We start from the raw sequence: 16051 nt of genomic DNA on the forward strand, positions 1-16051 counted from the left end.
CAGCTCAAGGGATGGTCCGGCCATACCATGTTTTAGAAACCGATGTTAAGGGCAGAAACGACAAGAGGTAAAATTATTTTACCTCTTGTGCTCACGCTGCAATATCGATGATTTCCGAATGGGCTGCGTCCTGTTGCAAAAGCTTAATGGTGCGGATCGCATCGTCCTTTGTTGCGAACGTTTCGGAATGAAGTACGATCTCGGTTGCCCGCAGCAGGCGGAATGAGAAAAGCCCGGCTGGATCTTTCAAAATCTGAAATTTCAGCTGCGGTTCGACAGTCGTATGTCTGGCTTGATTCTGCTCCTCGTCGAAAGCCGCAATCGCTTCGGCACTCGGCGTGCCGATAGGAAAATGTTCGCGCTCATAGGCGTCTACCAGCGTCGCGATAACATCGAGCTGATCGCCCTGCGGTGTCCCCGAAGGCGCGCCCCAAAGTTCTGCGATGGAGTTCAGAGCCAGCTCATAATCCTCTTTAGATCGAATAGGCTTTATCTCAATCATAGCGCACCCTTGCGGCGTCCAGTTGGTCGTAGTCCTTGTGACTGCCGATCCATTTAATCCATATGATCGACTTTTCGAAGTCGATGGCAACAATGAGCCGGTAGTCGTTTCCCTTGATATTGAAGACGATGCGCTCAGAGTTGACGATACTTGCCGTCGCAAATGTCTGTTTTACATCAGCACTATTGCGCCAGCGGGCTTTGTTCGCTCGATCGTACCACAGTTCAACAGCATCTTTAACGGCCGCATGATCACGCCTGCCGGTCAGCCCCTCGACAAATTGAAGCAATGTACGGCGCGCGATGATCCTCATGATACATTGGGATCTCTATTGAGCCCCGTCTTCGCCGCGACGCCCGCCACATAGGTTTCGACGATCGCCCGGTCGTCCCCCATGGTCTGCAACAGGAACAGTTCTTCGGCGAGCGAGGTCACCACTTCTGCCTTCAGCGCCATGGCCGGGGTCGCAGCCATGTTGAGCACGATGAAATCGGCATCGGTACCGGGGTCGAGCGTGCCGATCCTGTCTTCGAGCGACAGAGCCTGTGCGTTGCCGAGCGTCATGAAATAGGCACTTTCGAACGGGTTCAGGCGTTCGCCCTGCAATTGCTGGATCTTGTAGGCCTCGTCCATGGTGCGCAGCATCGAATAGCTGGTGCCGCCGCCGATATCGGTGGCGAAGGAGATGCGCACGGGTTTTTGCCGGTTCATCAGCCGCCGCAGCGGAAACAGGCCGGAGCCGAGAAAGAGGTTGGAGGTCGGGCAGTGCACGGCGACCGAGCCCGTTTCGCTCATCGCGTCCGTTTCCCGCTCCGATAGATGGATCGCATGGCCAAACAGCGTCTTTGGGCCGAGCAGGCCGTAGCGGGCATAGACGTCGGTATAGTCGAGGGCGTCCGGGTAGAGGGCGCACGTGAAGTCGATCTCGTCACGGTTTTCCGAGAGATGCGTCTGCACATGCAGGTCCGGAAACTCGCGCACCAGGGCTTCTGCCGCCGACATCTGTTCCGGCGTCGAGGTGATGGCAAAGCGCGGGGTGATGGCGACGTGGTTGCGGCCCTTGCCGTGCCATTGTTTAATGACGGCGCGGGTTTCGTCATAGCCCATTTCCGGCGTGTCGAGCAGGCCCTGCGGCGCATTGCGGTCCATCATCACCTTGCCGGCGATCATGCGCATGTTGCGATCAAGCGCTTCGCCAAAAAAGGCATCGGCAGAGGCCTTGTGCACCGAGCAATAGGCAACCGCCGTCGTCGTGCCGTGGCGGACCATCTCGTCGAAGAATTTTCCGGCGATCCGCTCGGCATGCGCCGTCTCGACGAAACGGCATTCCTCCGGAAACGTGTAGGTGTTCAGCCATTCCAGAAGATTGGCGGCATAGGAGCCGATAACCTGCATCTGCGGGAAATGCAGGTGGGTGTCGATGAAGCCCGGCAGGATGAGATGCGGGCGGTGGTCGATTTCCAGGACGTCTTCGGCCGCTTGCGCCTTCACCGCCGCATAGCTGCCGCTGGCAAGGATCAGTCCATTTTCGACCAGCAGCGCACCGTCGGCCTGGTAGGAAAAAGCGCCGGTGTCATCAAGGCTCACGGGGGCGCGGCTGAAACTGAGGGTGCGGGCGCGAATAAGGGTGGCGGTCATTCAGTCTTGCCTTCCGAAACAGCGCTTTCGAACCATGCGGTCACAAGCCTGCGTTCGTCGTTTGTCATGTCGGTGATGTTGCCGGGCGGCATCGCATGGCTGCGTCCGGCCTGGATATAGATTTCGCGGGCATGGGCTGCAATCTCGGCGTCGTTTTCCAGCATCACGCCCTTCGGCGCGCGGTTGATGCCCTCGTAGACCGGCTCTGCCGCATGACACATGGAACAGCGCGTCGAAATCGCGTCCTTGACCGCCGGGAAATGCGCATTGGCGGCAAATTGCTGGAAGGCAGGCGCAACCTCAGCCGTGTCCTCGCCGGTCAGCACTTTCGGCGCCGTCGATAGCCAGATGATGACGATGAAAATAATGAGGGTAACGATCCAGGTCCAGGTCGGCCGTCCCTTCCGGGCATGGGTGGTGTTGAACCAGTGCCGGATGGTGACGCCCATCAGAAAGACCAGTGCTGCAATCACCCAGTTATAGGCGGTGGCGAAGGCCAGCGGGTAATGGTTGGACAGCATGAAGAAAATGACGGGCAGGGTCAGGTAGTTGTTGTGCAGCGAGCGCTGCTTGGCAATCACGCCATATTTCGGGTCCGGCGTGCGCCCGGCAATCAGGTCGGCGACGACGACGCGCTGGTTCGGCATGATGATGAAGAAGACATTGGCAGACATGATGGTCGCCGTAAACGCACCCAGATGCAGGAAGGCGGCGCGGCCGGTAAACACCTGCGTATAGCCCCAGGCCATGAGGACGAGAGCGACGTAGAGAACGCCCATCAGTGTCCAGGTGTTCCTGCCGAGCGGCGACTTGCACAGCAGATCGTAGAAGATCCAGCCGATGGCAAGCGAGGCAAGCGAGATCGCAATCGCCGTGGTTGAGGAAATATCCAGCACATGCCGGTCCACCAGAAAGAGATCGGCGCCGCCATAATAGACGAGACAGAGCATGGCAAAGCCGGAAAGCCAAGTGGCATAGCTCTCCCATTTGAACCAGGTCAGGTGCTCCGGCATGGTGGCGGGCGCGACCAGATATTTCTGGATATGATAGAAGCCGCCGCCATGCACCTGCCACTCCTCGCCATAGGCGCCGGCGGGCAGATGATCACGCTTCACCAGGCCGAGATCGAGCGCGATAAAGTAGAAGGACGAGCCGATCCAGGCAATCGCCGTGATCACATGCAGCCAGCGAACGGCAAAAGCCAGCCATTCCCAGGCGATGGCGAATTCATACATACAGGGTCCCCTTCCATGCTTCGTCCGCACACCTTGCGCAAAAATCCCCGGTGGGGGAAGGGCCCGTTTTGATCGTCACGCGCTATTTGCCAAAGGTGTTGGCGTTGGGGTTGAGTTCGCCCAGAATCCAATCGCGGAACATGCGGATTTTCGGCGTGTTGCGGCGTGCATGCGGATAGGCGAGCCAGTAATTGTGGCCATCATTGCAGCGCAGTTCGAACGGCTGATAGAGCCTGCCAAGGGCAATGTCGTCGGGATAGAAATCCGGCGTCAGAATGGCAACGCCTTGCCCCGCGACCGCTGCGCGCGCCTCAAAACTCTGTGCTCCGAGCCGGCTGGTCGGCCGCCCTTCAAGGTCCGGATCGCTGACCCCGGCTGCCGAAAACCATAAGCGCCACCAGGGGTCGGCGGCATCGATGATGCGCAGTTTCAACAGATCGCGCGGTTCGTGGATGCCGCCGATCGTCTCGGCGAGCGCCGGGCTGAGCATCGGCGAGAACTCGATTTGCATCAGAGGGTGGCAGTCGAGCCCCGGCCAGACGCCGATGCCGGCGCGGATGGCAAGATCCGTCGATTCGGCGATGAGGTCGATCACCTTGTCGGTGGTGGTCAGCCGCACCGCGATGTTGGGATGCGCGAGCTGAAAGCTGCCAATGTTGCGGGCAAGCCATTGCGAGGCGAAAGTCGGCGTGGAGTTGATCAGAAGCGCGCTGTTGATATCGCCCCGGGCGGCGGAGACGGCTTCCTGCAGCATCTCGAAAGCTTCGCTGACACGCGGCGCGAGCTGCTGGCCGACGTCGGTCAGCACGATCTGGCGCGGGCGTCTGAGGAAGAGCGGCTCGCCGACATTCTCCTCGATCAGCTTGATCTGGTAGCTCACTGCCGTCTGGGTCATGCCCAGCTCGGCGCCCGCCTTGGTGAAGCTCCCGAGCCTCGCTGCTGCTTCAAACACGCGCAGGGCATTCAATGGAAACTGTTTCGACATTTTCATGGATAAGTTCTCTTGATGCATGCAGACGGTTGTTCGATTGGAATTGGAGCATGTTTGCGCGCATGCTGCAATCACATTCACGAAAACGACAGGTGCCGTCATGGATTGCCAAGCAATTGAAAAATATCAACCAATACCGCAAACGCGCAAGGCCGGATGGCTTTTTTGGCTGGGCGGGCTGCTGCGCCGGCCAGCGTCCAGGCATCCCACGCTCGATTTCGAAGTCATGTCGGAATACATGAAAAGAGACCTGGGTTTTCTAGACGGGCGGGATTCGCGCGCGGATTCGGATTTGACCCGGTAAGAGCCGTTCGCCGCCGGAGCATGTCCGATGGTCTGGCGGCGGGATTTTAGTAGGATCCGTCCAGGACACCGCTTTCCATCTGGTCGAGATAGATGAATTCCGGCGCCTTGACCCCAGCCTTCGCGCGGATTTCGATCAGCTTCTGCGACTCGAAGAAGTCTCTGGCGGCTCTCAACGATCGCCATTGCGAGAAGTGAACGATCCGGTTGGGATCGGTGTCATATTTCAGCACCTGATAGGCGATTTCTCCGGCCGCGCGGCGAATGCCGGCAGCGGCGTCGAAGACGGATTTCCAGGCGCAATAGTCGGCGACCTCGTGGATGATCAGGACGTAAGGCATGGTTTCCCTTGAAGAGTTGGAAGGCATTTACGCTGGATGTGCCGCGTCACATCATGCCCTTGCTTTTAATGTAGCAGCGGTTGGCGAATGCTTCGTCCTTGCCTGTGTCAATCAGGCTCTCGAAAGGTTTTCCCGGCCAGGGATTGATGCCGTCGCGCAGCCAGATGAGGCTATCCAGCCAGAACCCGGCGGCATGGCGCTTGTGAAAGAGGCTGAAATGGCCAAGCCGATCCACGCCGAGATCGGCGGGCGACAAGGCGGCTTCGACGAAATTGGCATTGCGGTAATACGCGAGTGCCCGGCGGATGGCTTTTGGGGTTGCGATCTCGTCATCGGTGACGCCGATAGCCAGAATCTCGGCGGTGACATCCGCGAAACGCTTCAAGATATCCGCCCGGTCTTGATGGGGATGGCTCAGTTCCATCCGCGCCCGCCGGAAGCTCCAGTCATTCGCCACGCCTGCCGGAAGGTCTTCCAGCCAGCCGAGCGCTTTGCCGGGAAAATATCCGCAGAGCGCTGTCAGGAGCGGCATGACGATGTGCCATTTGAATAGAAGCCGCAGGCGCCGGGCAGGGGCGTAATCCCGCCAATAGGCATATTGGGCGCCGATGGTGAGCATGCGGTCGATCAGCGGTGCATTGCGGGCAAGGCCTGGCAGGAAACCACCGATGCTGTGGCCGGCCACGAGCCTTGGGCCATCCGGCGCATGGGCATGGAGATAGTCCAGCGCAGCGGCAAAATCCTGTTCGCCCCAGTCGGCCCAGCGAACGTGACAGCCGCGCAAGGTTGCGGGCCGGGACTGGCCGATGCCGCGATAGTCATAGGTCAGCACGGTGAAGCCGTGACCGGCCAGAAACCGCGCATAGGGATGATAGTAACGCGCCAAAACGCCGGTTGCGGGATTGATCACCACGGCGCCGCATGCGCCGTTGCCCAAGCCTTCCCATAGATGGCCGCCAAGCCGCACACCGTCCTCACAGACGATTGCGACCGGTCTCGCCTCTATCTCCAGCATGCTCTTTCTCCGGCGGTTCTGCTGGGATGAGCATAGGCCCGGCTGCCGCTTGTGTATATTCACTGGTCGGTATACATTCAGCCATGGCAACTCCTGCTCTTTCCACCCGCGACCGCATTGTATCTGCTGCCTCCAAGCTGTTCTACAGCGAGGGGATCCGCGCCGTCAGCGTCGATGCGGTGGCGGAAAAGGCGGGGATCACCAAGCGCACGCTCTACTATCATTTCGACAGCAAGGATGATCTGATCGCCGCCTATCTCGACATGCGCGACCAGCCCAACCTTGCTCTGTTCAAACGGTGGTTTGCGGAAACGGACGGTGATGCCGCCGACAAGGTGCGGGGCGTGTTTTTCAACCTGGCGCGAGCGGCCCGGCATCCACGCTGGAAGGGTTGCGGCTTTCTGCGCACATCCGCCGAACTTGCCAATATGCCCGGCCATCCGGCGATGAAGATCGGCGCTGCGCACAAGCGGCGGGTCGAGGATTGGTTGAGCGGCGTCTTCGAGGCGGCGGACCTTAAGGCGCATTCCCGGACGCTAGCCCGCCAGACAGTTCTGCTGCTCGACGGGTCCTTTGCCGTCGTCCTGCTGCACCGCGACCCCTCCTATATGGAAACGGCGGGGGAGGCCGCGCATGCGCTGATCCGCGCGCGTGCGGCGTCCGCCTAGACGTTTACTGCGCATTCAGCGCGGCAAGGATCTCGGCTGCAGTCATGGCGGCAATCACTGCGGGGCGCTTGTCGCTGACGGTCTTGCCGCCAATGGGCAGGATGAGCCTTGCGATCGCATCATGCGTCAAGCCTTCCTGCCTTGCCCAGCTTGCAAATGTTGCGCGCTTGGTCTTCGAGCCGATCATGCCGATATAGGCAAGGTCGTTCCGGGCCAGCGCTTGCCTGGCAATCAGGAAATCCAGTGCATGGTCATGTGTCAGGATGACGACGGCGGACCCTGGCGCGATATCCTTGACGACCGCCTCGGGCATGGCGACCAGCCGGTGGCTGGCACCGGCCGACATCAGGTCGAGCTCGTTCTTTCGCGTTTCCACCGCAAAGATTTTTAGCGGCAGGAGCAAAAGCGCATCGGCCAGCGCCCGTCCGACATGGCCGGCGCCAAACAACCAGACCTGCGGCAGTGCCTTCAGCTTCTCCTTGAGTTTCAGGTCGAGTGCTACGCGCGCGGCGTCATCGCCGATGCGGAATGTCAGCACCATGCGGCCGCCGCAGCATTGGCCGATATCGGGGCCGAGCGGAATGTCCATCTCGACCGCATCGCTGACGCCGGCCAGAAGCGCGCGGGCGTGGTCGATCGCCATATGCTCCATCTGGCCGCCGCCGATCGTGCCGTGCGCGCCGGTCGGCGAGACCAGCATGAAGGTGCCGGCTTCGCGGGGCGCCGATCCGAACGTCTCCTTGATCTCGACGATGACCAGCTTGTATTCGCGCTCAAGGAACGCTTCGAGGCTATCGATGGCAAAATTCATGTCAAAGGTTCTTCACGCTTGTCCCGTGCGCAGGCGCTCGACGGCCATCAGGATGCGTTCGGGCGTTGCCGGGGTGTCGAGCTGCGGGCATTCGCGGTAACCAGCGACGCTGGCAACCGCCATCGACAGGGCTTCCAGCACCGAGATCGGCAGCATGAACGGCGGCTCTCCGACCGCTTTCGAGCGGCCGATGGTCATTTCTGCATTCTCGGCCCATTCCGCCAGCTTGACGTTGAAGATTTTCGGCCGGTCGGAGGCGAGCGGGATCTTGTAGGTGGAGGGCGCATGGGTGCGCAGCCGCCCCTTGGCGTCCCACCACAATTCCTCTGTCGTCAGCCAGCCCATGCCCTGCACGAAGGCGCCTTCGACCTGGCCGATATCGATCGCCGGATTGAGAGACTTGCCGACATCGTGCAGCACGTCGACCCGGTCCACCATGTATTCGCCGGTCAGCGTGTCGATCGAAACCTCGGAGACGGAGGCGCCATAGGCGAAATAGTAGAACGGCGTGCCACGGCCGGTATTGCGGTCCCAATGGATTTTCGGGGTCTTGTAGAACCCGGCGGCCGACAGCTGCACGCGGGCGAAATAGGCCTGCTTGATGAAATCGGGGAAGGGCACCAGTTCCTCGCCGATCTTCACATGGTTCGGCACGAAGCTGATGTTTCCGGCATCGGTCTGCCAGCGTTCGGCGGCAAACTCGACGAGGCGTTCCTTGATCTGCCGGGCAGCGTCATGGGCAGCCATGCCATTCAAGTCGGAGCCGGAGGAGGCGGCGGTGGCCGACGTGTTGGGCACCTTGCCGGTGGTGGTCGCGGTGATCTTGACGTGGGTGATATCGACCTGGAAACTGTCGGCCAGAACCTGCGCCACCTTGGTGTAGAGCCCCTGGCCCATCTCGGTGCCGCCATGGTTAAGATGGATCGACCCGTCCTGATAGACATGCACCAGCGCGCCCGCCTGGTTGAAGGCGGTCATGGTGAACGAGATGCCGAATTTGACCGGCGTCAGCGCGATACCCTTGCGGATGATGCGGCTGGTCTCGTTGAAATCGATGACCGCCTTGCGCCGCGCCTGATAATGGGCGCTTTCCTCCAGTTCGGCGACAATGCGCTGGATGATATTGTCTTCCACCTGCTGGTGATAGGGCGTGAGGTCGCGGCCGGAGCCTTTCTCGCCATAGAAATTCAGCTTGCGGATCTCCAGCGGGTCCTTGCCCAGCGCATAGGCGATCTCCTCGATGATCCTCTCGCCGCCCACCATGCCCTGCGGCCCGCCGAAACCGCGATAGGCGGTGTTGGAGACGGTATGGGTCTTCAAGGGCTGCGAGGTCAGTTTCACATGCGGATAGAAATAGGAGCTGTCGGCATGGAAGAGGGCGCGGTCGGTGACCGGGCCGGAGAGGTCGGAAGAGTAGCCGCAGCGTGCCGCATAATTGGCCTTCACCGCATGAATGCGGCCGTCGTCATCGAAGCCGACATCGTAATCGACGAGGAAGTCGTGACGCTTTCCGGTTGCGGTCATGTCCTCGTCGCGGTCGGGCCGGAACTTGACGGCGCGCTTCAGTTTCTTGGCGGCGACGGCGGCGAGTGCGGCAAACTGGTTGCCTTGCGTTTCCTTGCCGCCGAAACCGCCGCCCATCCGCCGCACCTGCACGGTGACCGCATTGGAGGGAACGCCCAGGACATGGCCGACCATGTGCTGCACTTCGCTTGGATGCTGGGTGGAAGACCAGACGGTGATGTCGTCGTCCTCGCCGGGAATGGCCATGGCGATATGGCTTTCGAGGTAGAAATGCTCCTGCCCGCCGATCCGCATCCGGCCGGTGAGGCGGCGCGGCGCAAGCTCCAGTTCGGCCTCAGCATCGCCCCGCGACAAGGTCAGCGGCTTGGTGACGACGTCGGCGCCGTTTTCCAGAGCGTCGAGAATATCCGTGTGATGCGGCAGGTCGCGATAGGTGATCTTCGCCATGCGGGCAGCGCGCCGCGCGATGTCGCGGGTTTCGGCGATGACGGCGAATGCCGGCTGGCCGTGAAACTGCACCAGACCGTCTGCCAGCACCGGTTCGTCGTCGAGATGGCTGGGGCTGATATCGTTGGAATGCGGCATGTCCTTGGCCGTCAGCACGCAGACGACGCCGGGCGTGGCTTCGACATCGGACAGGTCCATGGCGACGATCTGCGCATGCGCGCGGTCGGTCATGCCCAGCGCCCCGTGCAGCGTCCCCGCCGGTTCCGGGATGTCGTCGATATAATCAGCGGTGCCCGACACATGCTTGTGGGCGCTGTCATGGCGCAGGGTCGAATGCATGGATCCGGCAATGGTCTTGCGCTCCTCGAAGGTGGAATTGTCCATCAGCAGGGTCCTTCGCATCTGTCTCTTCTCCCCAGCGGGGAGAAGGTGGCCCGAAGGGCCGGATGAGGGGGAGCCACGCAAACCGGAGTTTGCCGCAAGACCCCCTCATCGCCTCGTTTCACTCGGCACTTCTCCCCGCTGGGGAGAAGAGGAAAGCCGCAGCCTGCGCTCATGCCGTCACCTCGAAGCGGACGAGTTCCGCCTTTTGTCCCGCCGTCTCCAGCAAGAACCGCAACAGCAAATTCTTCGCCGTCAAAATCCGGTATCCGGCCGTCGCGCGCCAGTCGGTGAGCGGCTGGTAATCCAGGTCGAAGGCCGCCTGAGCCGCCTTGACCGTTTCCTCGGTCCACGGCTTGTTGATCAGCGCCGCCTCGACATGTTCGGCCCGCTTTGGCGTCCCGGCCATGCCGCCAAAGGCGATCCGGGCTGAAGTGACGATGTTGCCGTTATCGAGCGCAATGCGGAAAGCGCCGCAGAGCGCGGAAATGTCCTCGTCGCGGCGTTTGGAAATCTTGTAGACGGCGAAATGATCGCCGTTCGGCAGATCAGGCACGAAAATGCTCTCGACGAATTCGCCGGGCCTGCGGTCCTGGCGGCCATAGTCGATGAAATAGCTCTCAAGCGGCACGGTGCGCTCACCCGCTTTCGAACGCAGATTGACGCTCGCCCCCAGCGCGATCAGGGGCGGCGGCGTATCGCCGATCGGCGAGCCGTTGGCGACATTGCCGCCGATCGTGCCCATGTTGCGCACCTGCTCGCCGCCCAGACGGTCGAGCATGCGGCCAAAGGCGGGATAGCGGGCGGAGATGGCGGAAAAGGCGGCGGAATAGCTGACGCCTGCGCCGATCAGGATGCCGCCGTCCATCTCCCGGATGAACTGCAGGTCTTCCAATCCATTGATGAAGATCACCGGGTTGAGCGCCCGCATCTGCTTGGTGACCCAGAGCCCGACATCGGTGGAGCCGGCAACGATGGTCGCCTGCGGGTGATCGGAAAGCGCCTCGGCGAGATCGGCGGCCGTGCCGGGCACGATCAGGGTGGCATCGGCGCTTCCCATGCGGATCGTCTGCGTCGAGCGGATCGCAGACAGCCTGGCGATGATGTCTTTGCGGACTTTGACGATCGGGTCGAACACGGCGTCGGGTCTTGCCGCTGCCACGGCTTCCGCCGCCTTGACGATCGGCTCGTAGCCCGTGCATCGACAGAGATTGCCCTGCAGCGTCTTTTCGATATCGGCGCGGCTGGGATTGTCCTTCGATAGCCACAGGCCATAGAGCGACATGACGAAGCCGGGCGTGCAAAAGCCGCATTGCGAGCCGTGATAATCCACCATTGCCTGCTGCACCGGATGCAGCGTTCCGTCGCTTGCCGCCAGATGCTCGACGGTAACGACATGGGTAGCGTTCAGCGAGCCGGTGAAACGGATACAGGCATTGACGCTTTCATAAACCAGATCATTGCCGGCAAGCCGCCCGACCAGCACGGTGCAGGCGCCGCAGTCACCTTCGGCGCAGCCTTCCTTGGTGCCGGTCAGCCGCTTTTCGAGCCGCAGGAAATCGAGCAGCGTTGCGGTCGGCTGCAGAGTGTCCAGCGCAATCTCCCGATCGTTCAGGATAAAACGGATGCCGCCGGCGGACTGTGTCATGCTGTCTCTTCTTTTCATTTCGACTCTTGAAACTATGCCCAAAACCGGCACCGTGACAATTGTGTTTCTGCCATGGCATCCCGGCTTTTTCACGCAGTCTGGAGGAGATTTACTTGCGTTTTGTTTTCGTTTGACATTCGTTTTTGTATCGTATTGAAGTTTTTGACATGCGCGCGGAGGAGAGACCGCGAACAGATGAAACGTTGGGAGGGGCAAGATGAGCGGATATGTTCTCGCAATCGATCAGGGCACGACATCGAGCCGCGCGATCGTCTTCGACAAGGACCAGAAGATCGCCGGGTCCGGCCAGAAGGAATTCAAGCAGCATTTTCCGAAATCCGGCTGGGTCGAGCACGATCCGGAGGAAATCTGGGAGACGGTCGTCTGGGCGATCAAGGAAGCCATCCGCAAGGCCGGCATCAAGGCGAGCGACCTTTCGGCCATCGGCATTACCAACCAGCGCGAGACGGTGGTCGTCTGGGAGCGCGATAGCGGCAAGGCCATCCACAATGCCATCGTCTGGCAGGACCGGCGCACCGCCTCCTATTGTGACAAGCTCAAACGCCAGGGGCTGGAAAAGACCTTCACCAAGAAGACCGGTCTGCTGCTCGATCCGTATTTTTCCGGCACGAAACTGTCCTGGATGCTGGCCAATGTCAAAGGCGCGCGCACCCGCGGCGCCAAGGGCGAGCTCTGCTTCGGGACGGTCGATACATTCCTGATCTGGCGGCTGACCGGCGGCAAATCCTTCGTGACCGACGCGACCAATGCTTCGCGCACGCTGATGTTCAACATCGCCACCAATGACTGGGACCGCGACCTGCTCGAAATCCTGCGGGTTCCCGAGGCGATGCTGCCACAGGTTCTCGATTGCGCTGCCGATTTCGGTGTCACCGATGCGTCGGTGTTCGGCGCTGAAATCCCCATCCTCGGCGTTGCCGGCGATCAGCAGGCGGCCACTATCGGCCAGGCCTGCTTTGAGCCGGGCATGATGAAATCGACCTATGGCACGGGCTGCTTTGCGCTTTTGAACACGGGCAAGGATATCGTCCGCTCGAAAAACCGCCTCTTGACGACAATCGCCTACCGCCTTGACGGCGAAACCACCTATGCGCTGGAAGGCTCGATCTTCGTCGCCGGTGCCGCCGTGCAATGGCTGCGCGATGGGCTGAAGGTCATCAAGGCCGCCCCCGATACCGGCACATTGGCTGAGAGCGCCGATCCGTCGCAGGAGGTCTATCTCGTGCCGGCCTTTACCGGCCTTGGCGCGCCGCATTGGGATCCGGATGCACGCGGTGCCATTTTCGGCATGACGCGCAATACCGGCCCGGCCGAGTTCGCCCGCGCAGCGCTCGAGGCCGTCTGCTACCAGACGCGCGACCTGCTCGATGCCATGCACAAGGACTGGAAGAGCGACGGACGGGAAACCGTGCTGCGCGTCGATGGCGGCATGGTCGCCTCCGACTGGACGATGCAGCGCCTGTCCGATCTGCTCGACGCACCCGTCGACCGGCCGACCATTCTTGAAACCACCGCGCTCGGCGTCGCCTGGCTTGCCGGCAGTCAGGCAGGGGTCTGGCCAAACCAGAAGCAGTTCGCCAAATCCTGGGCGAGAGATCAGCGGTTTGAGCCCACGATGGATGAGAAGACGCGGGCCGGAAAGCTGAAAGGTTGGCGCAATGCGGTGAAGCGAACGCTGAGCGACGCCTAGATAATATTGTCCTCGATCGCCACCTGTAGTAACGTTGCTACATCCATGGAGGCGCCGATGAGCACCACATTTTCCAGCCGGGAGTTCAATCAGGATACGGGCCGGGCGAAGAAGGCTGCAGCGGATGGGCCGGTGTTCATCACCGACCGGGGGCGGCCGGCGCATGTGCTCTTGTCGATCGAGGACTACCAGAAGCTGACACGCGACGGAAACGATCTCACGGATTCCAACGCTTCCGGCCGAAACCACAGGAAAAACATCCTCGAACTTCTCGCCATGCCGGGATTGGATAAGGTGGATGACGATTTCGAGTTTCCGGAAATGAAGGGGGACTGGGGCCTTAAGACTCCGGACTTCTCGTGAAGTTTATTCTGGATACCAACGTTATCTCAGAGTTTCGCAAGGCTGCCGGCGGCAGATGTCACCCGGGCGTTATAGCTTGGGTCGAGACCGTCGATCCGCAAGCAATGTATCTCTCGGTTATCACGATCATGGAGCTGGAGGTCGGTTATCTGTCGTTGAAGCGACGTGACCCGCTGCAGGCTGCGCATGTCAAAGCCTGGATATCCGATTATATTCCCAGGGTCTTTGAAGATCGCATTCTCGCGTTTGACAATGCGGTGGCGCTTGCCTGTGCCGGATTGCATGTTTCCGACAAGCGGCCGGAGCGGGATGCGATCATTGCCGCCACCGCGCTCCATTACGGCCTGACGGTGGTAACCCGCAATATCCGGGATTTCACGGATACGGGGGTGCCTCTCCTCAATCCCTGGGAATCCTGAGCCAACTGGAAACGCACTGTTTCAACCGCCGCGCTGGGATCTGCCTGCATTCTTGATTATCTGAGCTATTGAAACATTCATTTTGCCCTCAGGGCTTTTGAGACAGGCAGGACCCCATGGAACTTGGTCTTTACACATTTGGCGACGTTCATCCCGAGGCGCGGCAGGGGCGCGGGCGGGAGGGCGAGGAGCGGGTGCGGCATCTGATCGAGGAAATCGAGCTCGCCGATCAGGTCGGGCTCGATGTCTTTGGTCTGGGCGAGCATCACCGGCCGGATTATGTTGCGTCCGCGCCGGCGATGATCCTTGCTGCGGCAGCCGCGCGCACGAAAACCATCAAGCTGACCAGCGCCGTCACCGTGCTCAGTTCAGAGGATCCCGTGCGGGTTTTCCAGCAGTTTTCAACGCTTGATCTGATCTCGAATGGCCGCGCCGAAATCATGGCGGGGCGGGGCTCCTTCATCGAGTCCTTCCCGCTGTTCGGTTATGATCTGGAGGATTACGATCAGCTGTTTTCGGAAAAGCTGGACCTGCTTCTGGCGATCCGCGATGGCGAAATGGTGACCTGGTCAGGCGAGAAACGCCCGCCGATCAACGGCCGTGGGGTCTATCCGCGTCCGGTCAATGATCCGCTGCCGGTTTGGATTGCCGTTGGCGGCACGCCGCAATCGGTGGCGCGGGCGGGAGCGCTCGGTCTGCCGGTGGCGCTTGCGATCATCGGCGGCGAACCGGCGCGGTATGCGCCGCTGTTTGATCTCTACCGCGAGGCCGCACGCCGCGCCGGGCAGGATGCATCGAAGCTGAAGACCAGCATCAATGTCCATGGTTTCATTGCCGATACCAATGACAAGGCCGGCGACCAGTTCTATGGTCCGCAGGCAGAGGTCATGAATCGCATCGGCCGCGAGCGCGGCTGGGGACCGACCAGCCGCGCGCATTTCAACCAGGCGATCGGACCGGACGGCAACCTGTTCCTCGGCGATCCCGATACGGTGGCGGAAAAGATCATCCGGCACCAGAAGATCTTCAAGAACGACCGGTTTCTTTTGCAGATGGCGATCGGCCTGATGCCGCATGACCAGATCCTGCGCGGCATCGAACTCTACGGCACGAAAGTTGCGCCGCTGGTGCGCGCGGCACTGGCGGACGAGAAGAAACAGGCGCAAACCGCCTGACGGCAGCGATTTTCCTGTCATGCCTGTCTGGATTGGGCGCTTTCGGCTTGTTACATAAACAGCCGAAAGCGAGAGACGATGACACTGAACAATGACGAAGACCTGGAACGGCTGAAGGAAATCGGCCGCATCTGCGCCAATACGATCCAGATCATGGCGGCGGCGCTCGAGCCGGGCATCACCACGGCGGAGCTGGACGCCATCGGCCGCAAGGTGCTGGAGGAATCAGGCGCCCGGTCGGCACCCGAACTGACCTATAATTTTCCGGGCGCCACCTGCATCAGCGTCAATGAGGAAGTGGCCCATGGCATTCCCGGCACGCGCGTCATTCACGCCGGCGATCTCGTCAATATCGATGTTTCCGCCGAAAAGAACGGTCTGTTTGCCGATACCGGATCGTCCTTTGCCGTTCCGCCCATAAAACCGCAGATCGAGCGCCTCTGCCGCGATGGCAAGCGCGCCATGTGGGTGGGCTTGAACGAGGTCAAATCGGGAAAGCCGCTGGCGGCGATCGGCAATGCCATCGGCGCCTTTGCCAAGAAGAACCGCTATTCGCTGATCACCAACCTCGCTAGCCACGGCGTCGGCCGCTCGCTGCACGAGGAGCCGACCGAGATTGCCACCTGGCCGGACAAGCATGAAAAGCGGCGGATGACCGAGGGCATGGTCTTTACCGTTGAGCCATTTTTATCGCTGGGCGCGCAATGGGCCGAGGGCGGCGATGACGAATGGACGCTCTATAGCGAACCGCGCGCCCCGACGGTGCAATACGAGCATACCGTGATCGTGACCCGCAACGGACCGCTGGTCATCACGCTGCCGGGCTAGAGCCTCATTGATCGTACGAGGCTCTAAAGTCCCGTTCCATTCGCGCGGCTG

General features: G+C 60.9%; 17 protein-coding genes. 7 read left to right on the top strand and 10 right to left on the bottom strand.

Features of this window, described 5'->3' with window-relative positions; translation table 11 throughout:
* Positions 1-91: 91 nt before the first annotated feature.
* From ASD32_RS05485 to ASD32_RS05505, 5 genes are all read right to left on the bottom strand, one after another.
* Positions 92-502, bottom strand: a complete 411-nt coding sequence (locus ASD32_RS05485) for a hypothetical protein (protein ID WP_060637005.1) — start codon at positions 500-502, stop codon at positions 92-94.
* Complete coding sequence (locus ASD32_RS05490) at positions 495-815, bottom strand: type II toxin-antitoxin system HigB family toxin (protein ID WP_060637006.1); 321 nt, start codon at positions 813-815, stop codon at positions 495-497. Before ASD32_RS05490 ends, ASD32_RS05485 begins: the two co-directional genes overlap by 8 nt.
* A complete protein-coding gene (gene guaD / locus ASD32_RS05495) occupies positions 812-2140 on the bottom strand; it encodes a guanine deaminase (RefSeq protein WP_060637007.1) in 1329 nt (442 codons plus the stop codon). Before guaD ends, ASD32_RS05490 begins: the two co-directional genes overlap by 4 nt.
* Positions 2137-3375 carry a urate hydroxylase PuuD gene (gene puuD / locus ASD32_RS05500; protein WP_060637008.1) on the bottom strand — a complete coding sequence of 413 codons (1239 nt, stop codon included), beginning with the start codon at positions 3373-3375 and terminating at the stop codon, positions 2137-2139. The genes guaD and puuD overlap by 4 nt, the downstream gene beginning before the upstream one ends.
* A gap of 82 nt (positions 3376-3457) precedes the next feature.
* Positions 3458-4366 (bottom strand): LysR substrate-binding domain-containing protein, encoded by a 909-nt coding sequence (locus tag ASD32_RS05505; RefSeq protein ID WP_060637009.1) that lies wholly within the window; start codon positions 4364-4366, stop codon positions 3458-3460.
* Between the two features lie 19 nt (positions 4367-4385).
* On the opposite strand from ASD32_RS05505, the gene ASD32_RS29985 reads away from it, so the two are divergent.
* A complete protein-coding gene (locus tag ASD32_RS29985; RefSeq protein WP_162252641.1) occupies positions 4386-4670 on the top strand; it encodes a hypothetical protein in 285 nt (94 codons plus the stop codon).
* 46 nt (positions 4671-4716) lie between these two features.
* Here the strand turns inward: ASD32_RS29985 and ASD32_RS05515 are convergent, their stop codons facing one another.
* Positions 4717-5010 (bottom strand): antibiotic biosynthesis monooxygenase, encoded by a 294-nt coding sequence (locus ASD32_RS05515; protein ID WP_060637011.1) that lies wholly within the window; start codon positions 5008-5010, stop codon positions 4717-4719.
* Between the two features lie 46 nt (positions 5011-5056).
* Positions 5057-6025 carry an alpha/beta fold hydrolase gene (locus ASD32_RS05520; protein WP_082546653.1) on the bottom strand — a complete coding sequence of 323 codons (969 nt, stop codon included), beginning with the start codon at positions 6023-6025 and terminating at the stop codon, positions 5057-5059.
* 83 nt (positions 6026-6108) lie between these two features.
* Here ASD32_RS05520 and ASD32_RS05525 point away from each other — a divergent pair, with 83 nt between their 5' ends.
* The gene (locus ASD32_RS05525) at positions 6109-6693 is read left to right on the top strand and encodes a TetR/AcrR family transcriptional regulator (protein WP_060637012.1); all 585 of its coding nucleotides are present in this window, start codon (positions 6109-6111) and stop codon (positions 6691-6693) included.
* A 4-nt stretch (positions 6694-6697) separates the two neighbouring features.
* Here the strand turns inward: ASD32_RS05525 and xdhC are convergent, their stop codons facing one another.
* The 3 genes from xdhC to xdhA form a co-directional block, all read right to left on the bottom strand.
* Positions 6698-7504 (bottom strand): xanthine dehydrogenase accessory protein XdhC, encoded by an 807-nt coding sequence (xdhC, locus tag ASD32_RS05530; protein WP_060637013.1) that lies wholly within the window; start codon positions 7502-7504, stop codon positions 6698-6700.
* A gap of 12 nt (positions 7505-7516) precedes the next feature.
* A complete protein-coding gene (gene xdhB / locus ASD32_RS05535; protein WP_060637014.1) occupies positions 7517-9859 on the bottom strand; it encodes a xanthine dehydrogenase molybdopterin binding subunit in 2343 nt (780 codons plus the stop codon).
* 169 nt (positions 9860-10028) lie between these two features.
* Entirely contained in the window at positions 10029-11504 is a 1476-nt protein-coding gene (gene xdhA, locus ASD32_RS05540; RefSeq protein ID WP_060637015.1) for a xanthine dehydrogenase small subunit, read from the bottom strand.
* A 217-nt stretch (positions 11505-11721) separates the two neighbouring features.
* On the opposite strand from xdhA, the gene glpK reads away from it, so the two are divergent.
* From glpK to map, 5 genes are all read left to right on the top strand, one after another.
* On the top strand, positions 11722-13215 hold the full coding sequence (glpK, locus tag ASD32_RS05545; protein ID WP_060637016.1) for a glycerol kinase GlpK: 1494 nt from the start codon (positions 11722-11724) through the stop codon (positions 13213-13215).
* Between the two features lie 57 nt (positions 13216-13272).
* Positions 13273-13578: a type II toxin-antitoxin system Phd/YefM family antitoxin gene (locus tag ASD32_RS05550; protein WP_060637017.1), complete on the top strand. Its 306-nt coding sequence runs from the start codon at positions 13273-13275 to the stop codon at positions 13576-13578.
* Positions 13575-13997: a type II toxin-antitoxin system VapC family toxin gene (locus tag ASD32_RS05555; protein WP_060637018.1), complete on the top strand. Its 423-nt coding sequence runs from the start codon at positions 13575-13577 to the stop codon at positions 13995-13997. The genes ASD32_RS05550 and ASD32_RS05555 overlap by 4 nt, the downstream gene beginning before the upstream one ends.
* Positions 13998-14113: 116 nt before the next feature.
* Positions 14114-15172 carry an LLM class flavin-dependent oxidoreductase gene (locus ASD32_RS05560; RefSeq protein ID WP_060637019.1) on the top strand — a complete coding sequence of 353 codons (1059 nt, stop codon included), beginning with the start codon at positions 14114-14116 and terminating at the stop codon, positions 15170-15172.
* Positions 15173-15250: 78 nt separating this feature from the next.
* Positions 15251-16000: a type I methionyl aminopeptidase gene (gene map / locus ASD32_RS05565; protein WP_060637020.1), complete on the top strand. Its 750-nt coding sequence runs from the start codon at positions 15251-15253 to the stop codon at positions 15998-16000.
* Positions 16001-16051: the final 51 nt, after the last annotated feature.

This window comes from Rhizobium sp. Root483D2 (assembly GCF_001426685.1).
Classification (GTDB): domain Bacteria; phylum Pseudomonadota; class Alphaproteobacteria; order Rhizobiales; family Rhizobiaceae; genus Pararhizobium; species Pararhizobium qamdonense.